General features: G+C 73.5%; 14 protein-coding genes. 7 read left to right on the plus strand and 7 right to left on the minus strand.

Going from position 1 to position 16,623, the window contains the following annotated elements:
- The first annotated feature begins 39 nt into the window (after positions 1-39).
- Positions 40-3,714: a PQQ-dependent sugar dehydrogenase gene (locus AB0J74_RS21550; protein ID WP_363450506.1), complete on the plus strand. Its 3,675-nt coding sequence runs from the start codon at positions 40-42 to the stop codon at positions 3,712-3,714.
- A gap of 21 nt (positions 3,715-3,735) precedes the next feature.
- Entirely contained in the window at positions 3,736-4,803 is a 1,068-nt protein-coding gene (locus AB0J74_RS21555) for a DUF2855 family protein (protein WP_363450508.1), read from the plus strand.
- On the opposite strand, the gene AB0J74_RS21560 is transcribed toward AB0J74_RS21555, so the two are convergent.
- The gene (locus AB0J74_RS21560) at positions 4,804-5,676 is read right to left on the minus strand and encodes a class I SAM-dependent methyltransferase (RefSeq protein WP_363450510.1); all 873 of its coding nucleotides are present in this window, start codon (positions 5,674-5,676) and stop codon (positions 4,804-4,806) included. It lies immediately after the preceding gene.
- Between the two features lie 120 nt (positions 5,677-5,796).
- Here AB0J74_RS21560 and AB0J74_RS21565 point away from each other — a divergent pair, with 120 nt between their 5' ends.
- Complete coding sequence (locus AB0J74_RS21565) at positions 5,797-6,441, plus strand: SUMF1/EgtB/PvdO family nonheme iron enzyme (RefSeq protein ID WP_363450512.1); 645 nt, start codon at positions 5,797-5,799, stop codon at positions 6,439-6,441.
- Positions 6,441-7,220 carry a GNAT family N-acetyltransferase gene (locus AB0J74_RS21570; protein ID WP_363450514.1) on the plus strand — a complete coding sequence of 260 codons (780 nt, stop codon included), beginning with the start codon at positions 6,441-6,443 and terminating at the stop codon, positions 7,218-7,220. The genes AB0J74_RS21565 and AB0J74_RS21570 overlap by 1 nt, the downstream gene beginning before the upstream one ends.
- 39 nt (positions 7,221-7,259) lie before the next feature.
- Here the strand turns inward: AB0J74_RS21570 and AB0J74_RS21575 are convergent, their stop codons facing one another.
- Positions 7,260-8,093 carry an NAD(P)H-binding protein gene (locus tag AB0J74_RS21575; protein ID WP_363450516.1) on the minus strand — a complete coding sequence of 278 codons (834 nt, stop codon included), beginning with the start codon at positions 8,091-8,093 and terminating at the stop codon, positions 7,260-7,262.
- Positions 8,094-8,195: 102 nt separating this feature from the next.
- On the opposite strand from AB0J74_RS21575, the gene AB0J74_RS21580 reads away from it, so the two are divergent.
- Positions 8,196-8,552, plus strand: a complete 357-nt coding sequence (locus tag AB0J74_RS21580) for a helix-turn-helix domain-containing protein (protein ID WP_363450518.1) — start codon at positions 8,196-8,198, stop codon at positions 8,550-8,552.
- Here AB0J74_RS21580 and AB0J74_RS21585 read toward each other — a convergent pair.
- Entirely contained in the window at positions 8,534-9,400 is an 867-nt protein-coding gene (locus AB0J74_RS21585) for an SDR family NAD(P)-dependent oxidoreductase (RefSeq protein WP_363450520.1), read from the minus strand. The genes AB0J74_RS21580 and AB0J74_RS21585 overlap by 19 nt on opposite strands.
- A gap of 70 nt (positions 9,401-9,470) precedes the next feature.
- On the minus strand, positions 9,471-12,242 hold the full coding sequence (locus AB0J74_RS21590) for a BREX system ATP-binding domain-containing protein (protein ID WP_363450522.1): 2,772 nt from the start codon (positions 12,240-12,242) through the stop codon (positions 9,471-9,473).
- Between the two features lie 43 nt (positions 12,243-12,285).
- Between AB0J74_RS21590 and AB0J74_RS21595 the strand changes: the two genes are divergently transcribed.
- Together AB0J74_RS21595 and AB0J74_RS21600 are read left to right on the plus strand one after the other, a co-directional pair.
- The gene (locus AB0J74_RS21595; RefSeq protein WP_363450524.1) at positions 12,286-12,588 is read left to right on the plus strand and encodes a hypothetical protein; all 303 of its coding nucleotides are present in this window, start codon (positions 12,286-12,288) and stop codon (positions 12,586-12,588) included.
- Entirely contained in the window at positions 12,585-13,493 is a 909-nt protein-coding gene (locus AB0J74_RS21600; protein ID WP_363450526.1) for an NAD(P)-dependent oxidoreductase, read from the plus strand. The genes AB0J74_RS21595 and AB0J74_RS21600 overlap by 4 nt, the downstream gene beginning before the upstream one ends.
- Here AB0J74_RS21600 and AB0J74_RS21605 read toward each other — a convergent pair.
- From AB0J74_RS21605 to AB0J74_RS21615, 3 genes are read right to left on the minus strand one after another with little or no spacing between them, the layout of a single operon-like run.
- A complete protein-coding gene (locus tag AB0J74_RS21605; protein ID WP_363450528.1) occupies positions 13,477-14,730 on the minus strand; it encodes a Coenzyme F420 hydrogenase/dehydrogenase, beta subunit C-terminal domain in 1,254 nt (417 codons plus the stop codon). The genes AB0J74_RS21600 and AB0J74_RS21605 overlap by 17 nt on opposite strands.
- A complete protein-coding gene (locus AB0J74_RS21610; RefSeq protein WP_363450530.1) occupies positions 14,727-15,995 on the minus strand; it encodes a polysaccharide pyruvyl transferase family protein in 1,269 nt (422 codons plus the stop codon). Before AB0J74_RS21610 ends, AB0J74_RS21605 begins: the two co-directional genes overlap by 4 nt.
- Positions 15,992-16,618, minus strand: coding sequence for a PIG-L family deacetylase (locus AB0J74_RS21615; protein WP_363450533.1), 627 nt, complete (start codon positions 16,616-16,618; stop codon positions 15,992-15,994). Before AB0J74_RS21615 ends, AB0J74_RS21610 begins: the two co-directional genes overlap by 4 nt.
- Positions 16,619-16,623 lie beyond the last annotated feature (5 nt).

Below are 16,623 nucleotides of genomic sequence, written 5' to 3' on the forward strand. Positions count from 1 at the left end.
TCCGGGATGCGGTGGTTCACCGCGGGATGGAGCAGTGCCGTGTCGTTGCACGTACGGCGGTTTTTCGCCGGCCTGCTGGCGTTGGTTCTCGGCGTGCCGTTGTCGGCCGGGCTGCTCACCGCGCCCGCCGCGGCCGGCCCGCCGCCCACCGGCTTCACCGAGCAGGTGGTGATGACCGGCCTGACCAGCCCGACCAAGCTGGTCTTCGCACCCGACGGCCGGATCCTGGTGGCGCAGAAGAACGGCGTCATCAAGATCTTCGACAGCCTCTCCGACACCACCCCGACCGTGTTCGCCGACCTGAGCACCGAGGTCTTCAACTACGGCGACCTCGGGCTGCTGGGCCTCGCGGTGCCCCCGGACTTTCCGGCCACGCCCTACGTCTACGTCAGCTACACCTACGACGGGCCGATCGGCGGCAGCGCACCGACCTACAACGACAAGTGCGCGGTGCTCGGCGACTGCATCGTCAGCAGCCGCGTCGCCCGGTTGCGCATCGCCGGCGACGTGATGACCGGCACCGAGCAGGTGCTGCTGCACGACTGGTGCCTGCAGTACGAGACGCACTCGATCGGTGACATCAAGTTCGGCCCCGACGGTGCGCTCTACGTCAGCGGCGGCGACGGCGCCTCGCCCAGCTTCCCCGACTACGGCCAGCGCGGCGCGGTGACCAACGCCTGTGGCGACCCGGGCGCGCCGGTCGGCGGCGCGATGACCCCGCCGACCGCCGAGGGCGGCGCGCTGCGCTCCCAGGACGTCCGCACGCCGGGCGACCCGACCGGGCTCAACGGCACGTTCATCCGGGTCGACCCGGACACCGCCGCCGCGCTGCCGGACAACCCGATGGCCGGCAGCAGCGATCCCAACACCCGGCGGATCCTGGCGTACGGGCTGCGCAACCCCTACCGCTGGGTCTTCCGGCCGGGCACCGACGAGGTCTGGTTCGGCGACGTCGGCTGGCGCACCTGGGAAGAGATCGACCGGCTGGCCAACCCGCTGGCCGGCCCGGTGGAAAACTTCGGCTGGCCCTGCTACGAGGGCGACGAGGACCAGAACGGCTACAACGCGCCCAACCTCTCGCTCTGCGAGACCCTCTACGCGCAGGGGCCGAGCGCGGTCGTGCCGCCGCAATACACCTACAACCACGCCGCGGCCGTGGTCTCCGGCGACGGCTGCCCCACCGGCGGCTCGTCGCCCAGCGCGCTGGCGTTCTACCCGACCAGCGGCGGCAGCTACCCGGCCACCTACCAGGGGGCCCTGTTCTTCGGCGACTACGCCCGGCAGTGCATCTGGGCGATGCTGCCCGGTGCCGGCGGCGTGCCCGACCGCGACCACATCGTGCCGTTCACGTCGACCGCGGCGACGCCGGTCGACCTGGAGATCGGGCCCGACAAGCGGCTCTACTACGTCGACCACTCCGGCGGCACGATCCGCCGCTTCGACTACAACACCGGCAACCAGCCGCCGACCGCGGCCGTGACCGCGACGCCGACCGCCGGCAACGCGCCGCTGACGGTCAGCTTCGACGCGTCCGGCTCGACCGATCCCGACCCCGGCGAGGTGCTGTCCTACCAGTGGGACTTCACCAACGACGGCTCCTACGACGCCGCCGGCGTGACCGCGTCCTACACCTACCCGAGCACCGGCACCTATACCGCCCGGCTGCGGGTCAGCGACCTCGGCGGCCTGTCGTCCGAGAAGACCGTGCAGATCCTGGTCGGCACCGGCGCGCCGACCGCGTTCATCGACACGCCGGCCAGCAACCCCAGCTTCAAGGTCGGCGACCAGATCTCGTTCAGCGGGCACGCCACCGACCCGCAACAGGGCAACCTGCCGGCCTCGGCGCTGCACTGGCAGTTGCTGCTGCAGCACTGCTACGCGGCCGACAACTGCCACACCCACGACGTGCAGGAGTGGGACGGCGTGGCCGGCGGCACGTTCAACGCGCCCGACCACGAGTATCCGTCCTATCTGGACCTCAAGCTGACCGCGACCGACGACGGGGGCCTGACACACACCGTCACCCGGCGGCTCGACCCGCGGCACGTCGACCTGACGTTCACCAGCAACCCGCCCGGGCTGCAGATCAGCGCCAACGGCGTGCTGGTGACCACGCCGGCCACCCGCACCGTGCTGGCCGGCTCGACCAACTCGATCAGCGCGCCGACACCGCAGAGCGGCTACGCCTTCGACCACTGGTCCGACGGCGGCGCCGCGACCCACGTGGTCGTCGCGCCGGACGCGCCGGCCACCTACACCGCGACCTACACGGCGACCTCCGGCGTTGGCGGCGACTACGAGATGAGCGACGCCACCGGCCAGCCGTTCGTCGCGGCCACCGCGACCACGCTGCCGCTGGCCGGCGACGACGTGAAGCAGCAGGTGTCGCTGCCGTTCGCGTTCCCGTTCTACGGTGTGCCGCAGAGCAGCGTGTGGGTGACCAGCAACGGCTACCTGTCCTTCGCCGACCCCGGCTTCAACGGTCTGATCGCGGAGAACACGCCGCTGCCCAACGGCAACGCGCCCAACGCCGGCATCTACCCGTTCTGGGACGACCTGGTGCTGCGGGCCGACTCGACGATCCGTACGGAGACGCTCGGTTCCTCGCCCAACCGCCGCTTCGTGGTCGAGTGGCACAACGTCGGCCATTACGGCTCCAACTCGGCGCGGCTGTCGGTCAGCGCGGTGCTCTACGAGTCGGGCCGGATCGACTTCAACTACGAGGACCTCAACACCGCCCGCGAAGACGGCAATTCCGCGACCGTCGGCATCGAGGACGCGGCCGGCTCGACCGCGTCGACCTACTCGTTCAACCAGGCCAACCTCGACAACGGCAAGCGGGTCACGTTCACGCCGGCCGGCGGGGGTTCCGACGATCCGCCGCCGCCGACCACCGGAACGGTCAAGGGCGTGGTGACCAACGCCGGCGGCACACCGATCGTGGGCGCGAGCGTGACGCTGACCCCGGGCAGCGGCTCGACCACGACCGCTGCACAGGGTGCCTACCAGTTCGGCGGGGTGCCGGCCGGCAGCTACACGGTGACGGCGACGTCGGGCGGCCAGAGCGCCAGCAAACCGGTGACGGTGACGGCGGGCGGCACCGCGACGGTCAACCTCGCGGTGGGCAGCGCACCGGCGGAGCCGGGCTACACGAAGAGCACACAGCAGCGGGCGTACGTGCCGGCGACCGGCGGCACCGTGGTCGACCTGACCGGCGACGACGCGGTGGCCCAACTCAGCCTGCCGTTCCCGGTGCCGTTCTACGGGCAGGCGAAGTCGCAGGCCTGGATCTCCACCAACGGTTTCGTCTCGTTCGCCGATCCCGACTGGGCCCAGCCGGAGAACGTGGCGCTGCCGGCCGCCGCGCTGCCCAACGCCGCCGCCTACGCCTACTGGGACGACCTGGTGATGCGGCCGGACAGCACGATCCGCACGAAGGTGACCGGGTCCGCGCCCAACCGCCAGTTCGTCGTCGAGTGGAACAACATCGGCCAGTACGGGTCGGCGTCGGCGCGCGTCTCGATCGAGGCCATCTTCGGCGAAGACGGCACCATCGTCTTCAACTACCTCGACCTGGCACCGACCAAGACCCGCGAACGCGGCGACAGCGCGACGGTCGGCGTGGAGAACCCGACCGGCACGGCCGCCGTCCAATACTCGCTCAACCAGGGGATCCTGGCCGACAACCAGGCGGTCATCTTCACCCCGAACTAGACAACGGTTACCGTCACGGGCATGGCTCACGCATGGACGTTCGCCGTTGCCCGTGACGACCTGACCCGCACCAGCGTCGCCGAGGGACCGGTGCCCGAACCGGCCGACGGTGAGGCGGTGCTGCGGGTCGACCGCGTGGGCATGACCGCCAACAACGTCACGTACGCCGTCCTGGGTGAGTCCTTCCGCTATTGGCGGTTCTTCCCGCCCGAGCCCCGCGGCCTCGACGCGGGTTGGGGGCTGGTGCCGTTGTGGGGCTTCGCCGACGTGGTCGGGTCGACGGTCGCGGGGGTGGAGCCGGGGCAACGCGTCTACGGCTATCTGCCGCCCGCGAGCCACCTCGTGGTGCGGCCCGACCGGGTCGACGCGAGCGGCTTCCGTGACGGCAGCGCGCACCGGGCCGACCTGCCCTCGCCCTACAACGCCTACCGGCTGACCACCGGCGACGCGGCCTACCGGGCCGAGGAGGAAGACCTGCTGGTGCTGTTCCGGCCGCTGTTCTTCACCTCGTTCATGCTGGCCGACCAGATCGCCGACAACGAGTTCTACGGAGCGCAGGCCCTGGTGCTCTCGTCGGCGTCCAGCAAGACGGCCTACGCCGCCGCGTTCGAGCTGCGCGGCCAGGGGCCGCGGGTGGTCGGGTTGACCTCGCCCGGCAACGTCGCCTACACCGAGTCGCTGGGCTGCTACGACGAGGTGCTCTCGTACGCGCGGGTCGAGGCGTTGCCGCCGGTGCCGACCGCCTACCTCGACCTGTCCGGCGCTCCGGCGACCCGGGCCGCGCTGCGCGCGCACCTCGGCGAGCACCTGGTTCGCGACATCGCGGTCGGGCTGACCAACCAGGTGCCCAACACGGAAGCGGCCGGCGAGTTCTTCTTCGCGCCGGTGCAGATGCGCAAACGCGGCGCGGACTGGGGCCGCGACGAGTTGGATCGCCGCTTCGGCGTGGCCTGGCGCCGCTTCGTCGACGCGTTGGGCGACCGGGTCGAGGTGCGCGTCGGCGACGGCCCCGAGGCGTTGCGCACGGCCTGGCTGGACGCCCTCGCTGGCCGCACTCCGGCCCGGGTCGGCCGGATCGTGCGGATGTGATCACATCCGGTCGGCGACCAGCACTGCGCTGAGCACCAGTGAGGCCGGGTGCCGCACCGGGGTGCGCAACTCCCGGGCCACGTCGAGCAGGTTGAGGTCTTCGGAGACGGTGAAACCGTGCCGGCCCAGCAGGTCGCCCATCGACTGCGGTGTCCAGAACGAGAGCCACGGCTCCTGCGCGAACACGCTCGACCGGCCGGTGGACGCGCTCAGCAACCGGGCCAGGACCCGGCTCACCCGGCGCGAGCCGGCCGGTAGCTGGTAGTTGACGACCAACCGGCTGCCCGGTGCCGAGCAGCCGGCGAGCGCCTCGACCGTCGCCGCCACCTGGTCGGTGGTGAGGTAGGGCACGACGCCCTCCCAGATCCAGGTCGTGGCGAGGTCGGCGCGATGCCCGGCCGCGGCCAGCGCGGTGCTCAACACGTCGCGGGTGAAGTCGACCGGCACGAACGCCGGCGGCCGGCCGGGCAGGGCCGCGGCGCGGTCGCGCTTGTCCTGTTGGGAAGCTGGCTGGTCGACCTCGAAGACCGGGCCCCCGGCGAGTTCCGGCATCCGCCAGGCCCGGCCGTCGAGCCCGGCGCCGAGGATGACCACCTGCGGGCTCGGGTGGGCCCGGACAGCGTCGTCGATGGCCACGGTGCGCGGCACCATGAGCTCGGCCATCGCCCGCACGGTCTCGTAGTCGACCCGCGCCCGCCACTGCCTGGGCACGTCGCCCGCGCGAACCGCCGCCACCGCTACCCGCTCGTCGGGAAGCAGCAGCGGCAGGGCGGTCGGATCGGCGAACCGGTGCGGAACGACCAGGCCGTCCGCGGCCGCCCGGCCCTGGCACACCAGGACCGCGGTGCGACTGGCCCGCAACGTATCCGCCATCGCTTCGAACCTAGCGCGAACTCACGAGATCGTCAGTTCGGCGGTTAGGGTGCTCCGGTGAACGAGTGGCGCAGGGCAGTTGTCGGTGGCCGACCCGCATGGCGGCATGAGCCATCCGGCGTGTTGTTCCGGATGGTGCGGGGCGGCACGTTCCGGATGGGTCTCTCCGATGCCGAGGCGGCGGCACTGCGCGTGATCGCGGCACGACAGGGCGACGACCTCGACTGGTTCCTGAAGGACTGCGCGCCGGCGCGGACGGTCACGGTGCGGCCGTTCCTGCTGGCCCGGCACCCGCTGACGGTGGCGCAGGTGCGGCACTGGCTGCCCGACTACGCCGACGACCACGCCCACAGCGATGACGAGGCCGCACACCTCGACGACCGGCTCGAAGAGCTGTTGACGGCACTGCCCTTCCGGCTGCCGAGCGAGGCCGAGTGGGAGTACGCCGCCCGGGCCGGCACTACCACCCTCACCTACCGCGGCGACCACCTGCCGTCGGAAGACGACCTGCTGATGGACTTCGGCGTGGAGGAGCGGGTCACGGCGCACGAGAACGCGTTCGGGCTCGCGGCCATCGGCTCGCCGGCGGAGTTGTGCGCCGACCCGTTCGACGCCGGCGCTTCGCGGGCCTGCCGGGGCGGCGCCGGCGACCTGCGCCCGTGGCAGGGCGGCAACGAGTGGCTGGGTATGGTCTCGGTCGCCCGGTCCGCATTCGACATGTTCGCGTCCGTCCGCCCGGCCGCGAACCTTCCGGAAGGTGCCTAGTGCGCGACGAACTGCTGCTTCTGCATGACCAACAGGTGCGCGGCACGGTCGCCGCGCGGATGCCCGGCTCGTGGGAAGTCGTGCAGGACGGCCCGGTCCTCCAGTTCACCACGCCCGGACGCGGCCTGACCTTCGCGCGCGATCTCGACGGCGTCAGCGTCGAAGACCTCGACACCTTGATCGCCCGAGTACGCGACCGCGCCGCGGCGACCGGGCGGACGGTCGAGTGGAAGACCTACGGCCACGACCGGCCGGATCTCCCCGAGCGGCTTCGGCTGGCCGGCTTCGCGCCGGAAGACGCCGAGACGGTGGTGATCGGGTTGGCCGAAGACCTGACCGCGGCCGGCGCGGCTCCCGATGGCATCACCATCCGCGCGACCACCGAGATGTCCGACCTGCGCAGGATCGCGGCGATGGAGTCCGAGGTGTGGGGCCAGGACCTGTCGTGGCTGGCCGACGACCTGCGCGACCGGATCGCGTCGGGGCCGGACCGCATCGTGATCCTCGTCGCGGAGGCCGGTGACGAGGTCGTCTCGGCCGCGTGGCTGGTCGTCTTCCCCGGCACGGAGTTCGCGGCGCTGTGGGGCGGGTCGACGCTGGCGGCCTGGCGCCGCAAGGGCGTCTACCGCGCCCTCGTCGCGCGCCGCGCCCAGATCGCCGTCGACCGGGGCATCAAATACCTCCAGGTGGACGCGTCCGACAACAGCAGCCCGATCCTGCAACGGCTCGGGCTGCGGCCGGTGACCACGACCACGCCCTGGGTGTGGAGCCCCGCATAGGTACGGGTGGGCGAGCGCCACGCCCAGGGCACCGGGTCGCTACAGCTCTTCTGAGCCGCCGAACGCGGCGGCGTTGCGGCGGGCCCAGTCGGCGAAGGCGCCGGGTGCCCGGCCGAGCAGCGCCGCGCCGTCGGGGCTGATCCGCTGCTCGGCCGCGGTGGGCGTGCCGAGAATGGCCAGGGTGCCGTCGACCACCGGCTCCGGCATGAACTGGAGCATCCGGGCGCGGGCCTCCTCGCGGGTCAGGTCGACGAACCGGATCGGTTCACCCAGCGCCGCCGAGATGGCCTCGGCCTGCTCCCGGGGCGTCACCAATGCCGGGCCGGTCAGCTCGTATACCCGGCCGCCGTGCCGGCCGTCGCGCAGCACCGTGGCCGCCGCCCCGGCCAGGTCCGCCGGGTCGACGACCGGCAGGCCGACGTCGCCGAACGGCGCCGCCACCGTGCGCTCGGCGCGGATCGACGGTGCCCAGGCGAACGCGTTCGTCGCGAAACCCGTCGACCGCAGCACCGTCCACACCAGACCGGAGCCGGCGATGGCGTCTTCGATCGCCCGCAGCGGGGCGTAGGACGGGGAACCCGGCCGGGTGCCCACCGCCTGCGAGGAGAGCAGCACGATCCGCCCTACGCCGCCGGCCCTGGCGACGTCGAGGATCGCTCCGATGTCGAGCCCCGCACCCGCACCGGAGACGAGCAGAAAGAGGGCGTCGGCACCGTCGACCGCCGGCTTGAGCGTCTCCGGTCTGAACAGGTCGGCCGGCACGCCGGGAGGCGTTGCCGTGCGGGACACCGCCGTCACCCGCTCGCCCGTCTCGCGCAGGGCCCGCACCAGCGGACGGCCGACATTACCGGTTGCTCCGGTCACCACGATCATCGAAAGCTCCCCGATGTTTGGCGTCAGCCGCGCCTGGTGCGCGGCGACCGGGCGACGCTAACATCGCGTTGATAGTAGGTACCTAGAGGAAAGTGACTACCCATGGAGCTGGCGCCGGAGCAGGCCTGCCCGATCTCGCCCGTGGTCGACATCGTGTTCAGCCGGTGGACGACGCCGATCCTCTGGTCGCTCAACTACTACGGCCGGCAGCGCTTCGTCGAACTCGAGCGCGGCATCGCCTCGATCACACCGAAGGTGCTCACCCAGCGGTTGCGGCAACTCGAGCGCGACGGGCTGGTGGTGCGCACCTATCACGCCGAGATCCCGCCCCGGGTCGAATACGAGATCAGCGACCTCGGGCGCACCCTCGCGCCGCTGTTCGCGCACCTCTCCGAGTGGGCCACCACCCACCTCGACGCCGTCGAGGAGGCCCGGCAGGCCTACGACGGGCCGCGCTGAGCGGGGAGGTGGAAGATCCGCCGGCGCAGCGCGTCCTGGGCCCGGATGGGCAACCAGCGGCCGACTGCGGCCAGCAGCCGGGCGTCCTTGCCGGTCAGATAGCGGGCTCGGGGCCGGCGCGCCGTCAACGCCTTCGCGACCGTCGCGGCGACCACCTCCGGCGGGCTGCCGGCCCGCTCGCGGGCCATCGCGCGGGCGACCATGCCGAGGTAGGTGTCGGCGTAGAGGTCGCGCAGTTCGGCCGGGAACTGCTCGACCGCCCGACGCGCACCCTGCTCGACCTTGTCGACCGCCTCGGTGTGGATGCTCGCCGGCGCCAGCAGCACGACCCGCACGCCGAACGGCGCCACCTCCTGGCGCAGCGACTCGGTCAGCGCGCCCAGCGCTGCTTTCGAGGCACCGAGCGGGCCGCCAAACGGGATGCTCATCCGGTCGCCGATCGACCCGATCACCACGATCCGGCCGCGGGCCGCGCGCAGCAGCGGGAGGAAGCCCTGCGTCACCGCGACCTGCCCGACGACGTTGACCTCGAACTGATGGCGGAGCGTCTCCAGCGGCAGCAGTTCGAGCGGCCAGGTCACCCCGATGCCCGCGTTGTCGACCAGCCCGGTCAGCCCGGCCGGGCCGACGTGCTCCTCCACCGCCACGACCGCAGCCTTGACCTGGTCCTCCCTGGTCACGTCGAGGATCAGTGGGGTGATCGCCGCCGCTTCGACCGCGCGCGCGTCGACGTCCCGCCGCACGCCCGCGAAGACGTGCCAGCCCGCCGCGGCGAGCCGCGCTGCCCTGGCGCGGCCGATTCCGGTCGACGCGCCTGTGACCACCACGTGTGGTTTCCCGCATTCCATGCGCGCCAGCCTGCGCCGTCGGAGCCGGCCGCCGAATCTGTCGGACGACCGGTCACCCGGCCGGATCGGCTCAGCTCAGGTCGATGCCGGCGAGCTGGTGCCGGTCGGCGATGCCGAGCTTGGGGAAGATCTTGTAGAGGTGGTAGCCGACCGTGCGGGGGCTCAGGAACAACTGCGCGCCGATGTCGCGGTTGCTCAGCCCGCTGGCCGCCAGCCGGGCGACCTGCAACTCCTGCGGTGTCAGCCGGGTGAGCACGCTGGCCCGGTCGGCGGCGACCGGCAGCGTCTCGCCGGTCGCGCGCAACTCGGCGCGGGCGCGCTCGGCGAACGGGCGGGCGCCGACCTCGTCGAACACCCGCAGGGCGGCGCGCAGCGGCTCGCGGGCCTGCGTCCGGCGGCGCACCCGGCGCAGCCATTCGCCGTAGAGCAGCCGGGTGCGAGCCAGCGCGAGCGGCCGGTTGGCCTCGCCCAGCAGCGCCAGCGCCCGGTCGTAGAACGGCCCGGCGTCGTCGGCCAGCAGCGCGCGGCAGCGGGCGACCAGGCCGGCGACCACCGGGCCGCTCTGGTGTGCGGCCCAGCCGGCGTAGCGGTCGAGGACCGGCGCGGCGCGGTCCGGTGCACCGGCCCGGACCGCGGCCTCGACCCACTCGGGCGGTGCGAGATAAGAGAAACCGAGGTGGGTACGCGCCCCCTCCGGCATGGACTCGAAGCGCTCCAGCGCCGCCGGGTAGCGGCCGGCGGCCACGTCCATCGTGCCCAGCGCGAGGGTCGCGAGCGCGGCGTTGGCCTGGTGCCGCTCGCCGCCGAGCCGGATCGCCTCGGCGGCCCAGTCGGCGCAGCGGTCCTCGTCGCCGGTCAGCGCGTAGATCCGGGCGACCAGCGTGCGCAGGTTGCCGGCCGAGTGCTCCTGGCCGGTCTCCTCGGCGATCCGGACGCCCTCCAGGCCGCTGCGTTCGGCCTCCCGGAGCCGGCCGAGGGCGAGGGCGGCCATTGCGTGGTTGAGCAGCAGGTGCGGCAGGCCGCCGATCAGCCCGCGGGCCCGGCCCTCGGCCAGGAGCCGGCCGCTGAGCTCGAACGCCCCCTCGTCGGCACCGACGAACAGGCGCAGGAAGGCGACGTGGGCCCGGGTGCCGGCGATCGCCGGGCTGATCAGGTCGGGGCGGACCGCGTGCACCGCGGGCCCGAGCGGCGCCGCGGTGTTGCCGCCCAGCAACTCGCCCAGGGTGGCGCTGGCCGACATCAGCGGGCGTAGGGGGTCGTCGGCCGGCAGGCGCAGCGTGCGGATCAGCGCGACCGGCCGGGTCAGATCCGGTGGCCGGTCGGCGAAATAGGCCATCCGCATCGTCTCGATCAGCATCTGCGCGGCGCGGTCGGGATCGCTGTCGTGGATCAGCGCCGCGCCGTCGGTGACCATGGTGGACGCGCGGGCCGGAGAGCCCTGCTCGAACTCGACCTTGGCCCGCACCCAGGCCGTCATCGCCGCCGTGCCGGGGTCGGTGGGCAGGTCGGCGACCTCGGCGGCGAGCGCGGCGGCCCGGCCGAGCTGACCGGCGTCGCGGGCCCGGGTGGCGGCCGCCGCCAGGCGCCGGCCCCGCTCGGTCGGGTCGGCGGTCAACCGGGCGGCCCGCTCGTACGCCGCCGCACTGGCCGCGTAGCCACCCCGCAGCCCGGCCCGGGCGGCCGCCTCGTCGAGCGCGTCGGCGGCGGTGGCGTCGAATCCGGTGGCGGCGGCGGCCAGGTGCCAGGCGCGGCGGTCCCGCTCCTCCGGCCCGGTCAGCGCCTGTGCGAGCGCCCGGTGCGCGGCCAGCCGGTCGACCGTGGCCGCCTTGCCGTAGACCGCCGTGCGGATCAGCGGGTGCCGGAACGCCACCGTCCCGTCGGTCAGTCGCACCAGGTCGGCGGCCTCGGCCGGGGCGAGGTCGGCCAGGCCCGCGCCGAGCCGCTCGGCGGCGTCGAAGACGACGCGTGGCTCGCCGGTGTCGTCGGCCGCGGTCACCAGCAGCAGCCGCCGCGTGGCCTCCGGTAGGCGGTCGACCTGGGCGCCGAAGCTCGCCACCACGCGGCCGGCGGCGCGCCCGTCGGTCGGGCCGGCGTGGCCGCGGGCCGACTCGACCAGCACGAGCGGGTTGCCGCCGGCTGCGGCCCGGCCGTCCTGGGCACGGGCCAGCTCGATCAGGGCGAGCGGGTTGCCGCCGGCCTCACTGAGCAGGCGGTCGCGCGCCGCGGCCGGCAGGTCCGGCGCGTGCGCGTCGAAGAGGGCGGCCGCCTCCGCACCGGACAACCGGCGCAGGTGCCGGGTGGGCAAACCGGTCGCCGGCGCGTCGTCGCGGGCCGCGAGCAGCAGCAGCACGCCCTCGGCGTCGAGCCGGCGCGCGGCGAAGAGCAGGGCCTCCACCGAGGCGGCGTCGAGCCACTGCACGTCGTCGACGAGGCAGACCAACGGCGCGGCCTCGGACAGCAGGGTCAGGGTGGCCAGACCGGCCAGAAACCGGTCGACACCGGGCGCCTCGGCCAGGCCGAACGCCGCCTTCAGCGCGGCGACCTGCGGGTCCGGCAGCGCGTCGAGCCGGTCGAGGGTGCCGCGCAGCAGCATGTGCAGGCCGGCGAACGGCAGCTCCGCCTCGGACTCGACACCGGCGCAGCGCAGCACCCGCAGGCCCGACCCCTCGGCCGCCGCCGCGGCCCGGTCGAGCAGGGTGGTCTTGCCGCTGCCGGCCTCGCCCTGGAGCAGCAGCGCGGCGCTGCGCCCGGAGCGGACGCCGGCGAGCAACCGGTCGATCTCGGCGAGCTCGGCGGCCCTTCCAACCAGCACGACCTTCAACCTATCGCCGGGACCGGTCACGCGACGGATTCGGGCGTGCCGGGCGGCCGCCTACCGTGGCGGAATGTCTGGTTGCACCCTCACCCGCGACCTCGATCGGCTGGTCCTGCAGTCGGCGGCGCCCTCGGCCGGCACGATGCTGGCCGCCTCGAGCCTGGCGTTCAGCGTGTCGCTCGAGGTGTGCGCGGTGCTGCGGGCCTCGGCCCGGCTCGACGAGCACGCCCGCCTGATCCGGCACACCGCCACCGGGCTGGCCGCGCAGGAGTCCGACGGCGCGGTGGCGGTGGCCGAGCTGCGGCGGCACCTGGCCGAGCTGTCCGACGATCTCGAGCGCCATCCGTCCGATGTGGAAGAAGTCCGCCCATGAAGGTGTTCCTCGCCGGTGGCACCGGTGTCCTCGGCATCCCGCTGACCCGCCGGCTGCTCGCGGCCGGCCACGAGGTGATCGGGTTGACCCGTGGCGGCGCCGGGCCGGCCACCCTCGCGGCCCTGGGCGCGCGGCCCGTCGTCGCCGACGCGCTCGACCGCACGAGCCTGCTGCGCGCGGTCGACGGGATGTCGGCCGACGCGGTGGTGCATGAACTGACCGCGCTGCGGGCGGCACCGACCCGGCACCGGGGAATGGTGCCCACCGACCGGCTGCGCGAGGCCGGCACGGCCAACCTGCTGGCCGCGGCGGAGAGCCTGGGCGCCGGGCGGTTCGTCACCCAGTCGATCATCCTGGGGTACGGCTACCGCGACCACGGCGACCGCGTGCTGACCGAGGACGACCCGTTCGGGCAGGCTCAGGGTGACGCCTGCGATCCGCACCTGGCCGCGATGCGCGCGACCGAGCAGCAGGCGTTCACCGCGCCGGCCGGGATCGCCCTGCGCTACGGCATGTTCTACGGCGGCGACCCGGCCGAGAAGCGGGCGCTGCTGGCCCGGCGCCGGCTCCCGGTCAGCCGCGGCGGCCTGCTCGGCTGGATCCACCACGACGACGCGGCCGCCGCGACCGTCCTCGCGCTCGAAGCGGGCCGCGCCGGGCAGGCCTACAACATCGTCGACGACCGCCCGGCGTCGTGGGCCGACCTGTTCACGGCGATGGCGGCCGCCTACGGAACTCCCGCGCCGCCCCGCCTGCCGCCGTGGCTGTTCCGGTTGGCCGCGCCCTATGTGGCGACCTTCGCGATCGACACCTCGATGCGGGTGTCCAACGCCAAAGCCGCCCGGGAGCTGGGCTGGCGGCCGGCCTACCCGTCCTATGTCGAGGGTCTCACTCCATCGGCTTGAGGTCGGCGGGGTCGCGCAGCCGCTTGCGGCGGATCCGCCGGACCGTGCCCACCGTCGACTGGAGCTTCTCCTTCGCGGACAGGTTCTCCCGCCACATCCGGGCCATCGGCAGGTGCCGGGTGCGCGGGGTCATCAGGCCCGCCGCCCGCAGCGTCACCATCCGGCCCCACACCGCACCGCGGGCGCGCAGCAGGTTGGGCTGCGACGCCGGCAGCAGTTCCGGGCCGACCTGCTCGAGGACCAGCGCGCCGGCGGCGATCGCGGCCTCGATCAGCTTCAGGCCGCGCTCGGTGCGGGCCAGCACCAGCGAGCGGCCGGGGTCCCCGGCGGTCGGGCGATACCAGGGGTCGCCGACCGCGACGTCGGCGAACTCGCCGGTGTGGTCGGCGCACAGGTAGCAGCGCCACTGGCGGTGCTTCTGCAGGATGTCGCCCCACGACTGCTCGTAGGTCAGAGTGCGCTCCCGCGACTCGCCGGCGACCGCGGTGCGGGCCTCGCCGGGCCAGCCGTTGCCGCGGTAGGCGACGTGCGTGATGGTCGACGGGTCGTCGACACCCATCACCTTGAGCATCTCGAGCGTGCCCTGGGTCGACGGGGTGCCGGCACAGAACACCGCGATGGTCAGGCCGACCTTGCGGTCGAGCTCGGGCCGCTCCCGCCGCGCCATCGAGACCGCGGCCACGTCGCACGGCTTGCCGATGAACACGCTCGGCGTCTCGCCCGCCTCGACCAGGTCGAGCCGCTCGCACGGGCTGGCCGGCGCGTAGCGGGAGCCGGCGTTGGCCAGCAACTCCTCCCGGCTGCGGGACAGCCGCGCCTCGTTGAGATAGGGCACGTCGGCCCGGGCGCCGATGTGCAGCGCGCCGGTCATCCCCTCCTGCTCGATGAGGAACGCCGAGAGGGCGGTCGCCACGCCGCCGCTGGAACCCGCGAAGCGAATCTCCGGATCGGCCGCGTAGCCCTCGTACACCCGGAGCACCGGACCCCAGGCGGCGCGCAGGTCGGCGTATTCGCCCGGCCCGGGCGCACCCGAGTCGTGTTCGAGCTTGACGCCCGGGCAGCACCTCAACGCTTCGGCCGCGCCGGGGCCGCGGACCGGCAGCAGCGGCAGCGGGCGGCGACCGTATTCGAGGACGTCACCCATCCGCACCTCGTCGGGCGCCAGGTAGGCGCAGACGCCGCAACCGGTGCACATCTTCCCGGCCGCGACGTCGTGCACGTCGCGCGGTTCCCTCATGCCGCACCCTCTCGAGCCAGCGCCACGATCTCGTCCATCTGCTCGCCCGCGCGGCGCACGGCCACCGGCACGCGTTCGGCCAGCTCGGCCGCGGCGGCCGAGCGGTTGGACCACGACTTCCACAACGTGTCGAGCAACTCGTCGTCGCCGAGCGTGCGGGCGTCGGCCACGTGCCGCTCCTGCCCGACGGTGGCGAACACCCCGCGGGCCTTGAGGCTGTACGCGAGGATCGCCGCCGGCACGGCCGAGGAGAGGGCCGCGATCGTGGCGTGCATCCGCATACCGCAGAACCACGCGGTGCGACTGATCACCCACTTGGTCTGGTGCGGGTCGAGCCCGCGCGGCGTGATCGCGATCCGGTCGCCGTACTTGGTGGCCAGGTCGGCGCGCAGCGCCTCGCTGGTCGCGGTGTCGTCGTCGGTGCCGCCGGCGGCCAGCACGTGCGGCACGATGATCACCCGGGTGTCGGGCTCGTCGAGCACCCGCTCGCAGATCTGCCGGGCCACCCGGCCGCCGTCGCCGGCCAGCCGGAACTGCGCGATGCCCTCGGCCCGCGACATCAGGCCGCTGACGTTGATGCCCATCACCGGGCCGTCGGCGGCCGAGAACCAGGCCGACAGCTGATCGAACGCCGCGCCCTCGGGCGCCCGCGGCTCCAGGCCGAAGGCCACGTCGACGCCCTCGCGGTGCCGGCGGGGGTCGAAGTCGGCGCCGAGCAACTCCTTGAGCGCCGCGTAGCTGTCGGGGTCGCGGGCCCAGGCCATCGCCGCGCCGCGGGCCAGGCCGGTCGCCTCCGCACGGATCCGCGGAATCTTGAACGGGCCGTAGGTCTGCGGCAGCAGCACCAGCTTGCGCTTGCGCAGCAGGGCCAGCTTCTTCGGCCAGGCGACCGTGCGGAACCGGTGCTCGCCGTAGATGTCGCTGAAGCTGTCGCCGCCGCTGACGTCGAGCACCACGTCGGCGCCGTCGATCGCTGAGACGCCGCTGTTGCCCAGGCCGCCGAGCGCCGCGCTGACCCGCATGTTCACATAGGACTCGGGCTTGTGGTAGCGCCGGGAGTGCCGGGCGCCGGACAGGATGATCGGCACCGGCCGGCCGTGCACGTAGGCCGTGCCCGGGCGCTCGCCCCAGCCGTCGTCGAAGACGGTCATGCGGGCGTCCGGCTCGCGCGAAAGGAACGCGCCGATGGTGGCCGCCCGCAACGCACCGACGCCCAGGTTCAATGTGGACCCTGGGACACCGAACAGACACGCCGCGACAGTCACAGCGAGATCACCGCCTTCTCACAGGTGTATGCCTCGGCATACCGCGACCGGCATTCCATCCCGCGCAACCGGGCCAGGCCGAGGAAGACCTCGTCGTCCCACCAGTCGCGGTCCTTCTGTGACGGGAAGTTGGCGTGCAGCAACTCCACCTTGCGGCGGGCGCGCTCGTCGGGCAGCGGCACGTAGACGTTACGCCGGCCACAATCGCCGTCCCATTTCGGGATCTCGTAGTGCAGCACGACCGCGTCCCGGAACGCGGTCGGCACCAGTTCGGCGAGCAGCCGGTGGTCCTGGTGCGCGTCGTCCCTGGCCGGCGCGACCACCAGGTCGGCACCGCCGGCGGCGGCCGCCTGGACGATGTCTTTGGCCCGGTCCCAGTGCGCCGGTCCGCGGCCGTCGGGCAGGTCGTGCAGGTCGAAGGTGATCCGTGCGCCGGGCAGGAACGCGGCCGCGGCCGCCCGGGCCTCGGCCTGCCGGTCGGGCGTGCCGCTCAACAGGACGTAGCGCACGTCCAACGGCCCGGCCAGGGAGAGCAGCAGGCCGCCGGCGCCGATCTCGATGTCGTCGGGATGGGCGCCGAACAGGACGACCCGGCGGACGCCGGCCAACGCGAAGGGAAGCATCGGCG

It is taken from the genome of Asanoa sp. NPDC049573, from assembly GCF_040676615.1.
In the GTDB taxonomy this organism is placed as follows: Bacteria; Actinomycetota; Actinomycetes; order Mycobacteriales; family Micromonosporaceae; genus Asanoa.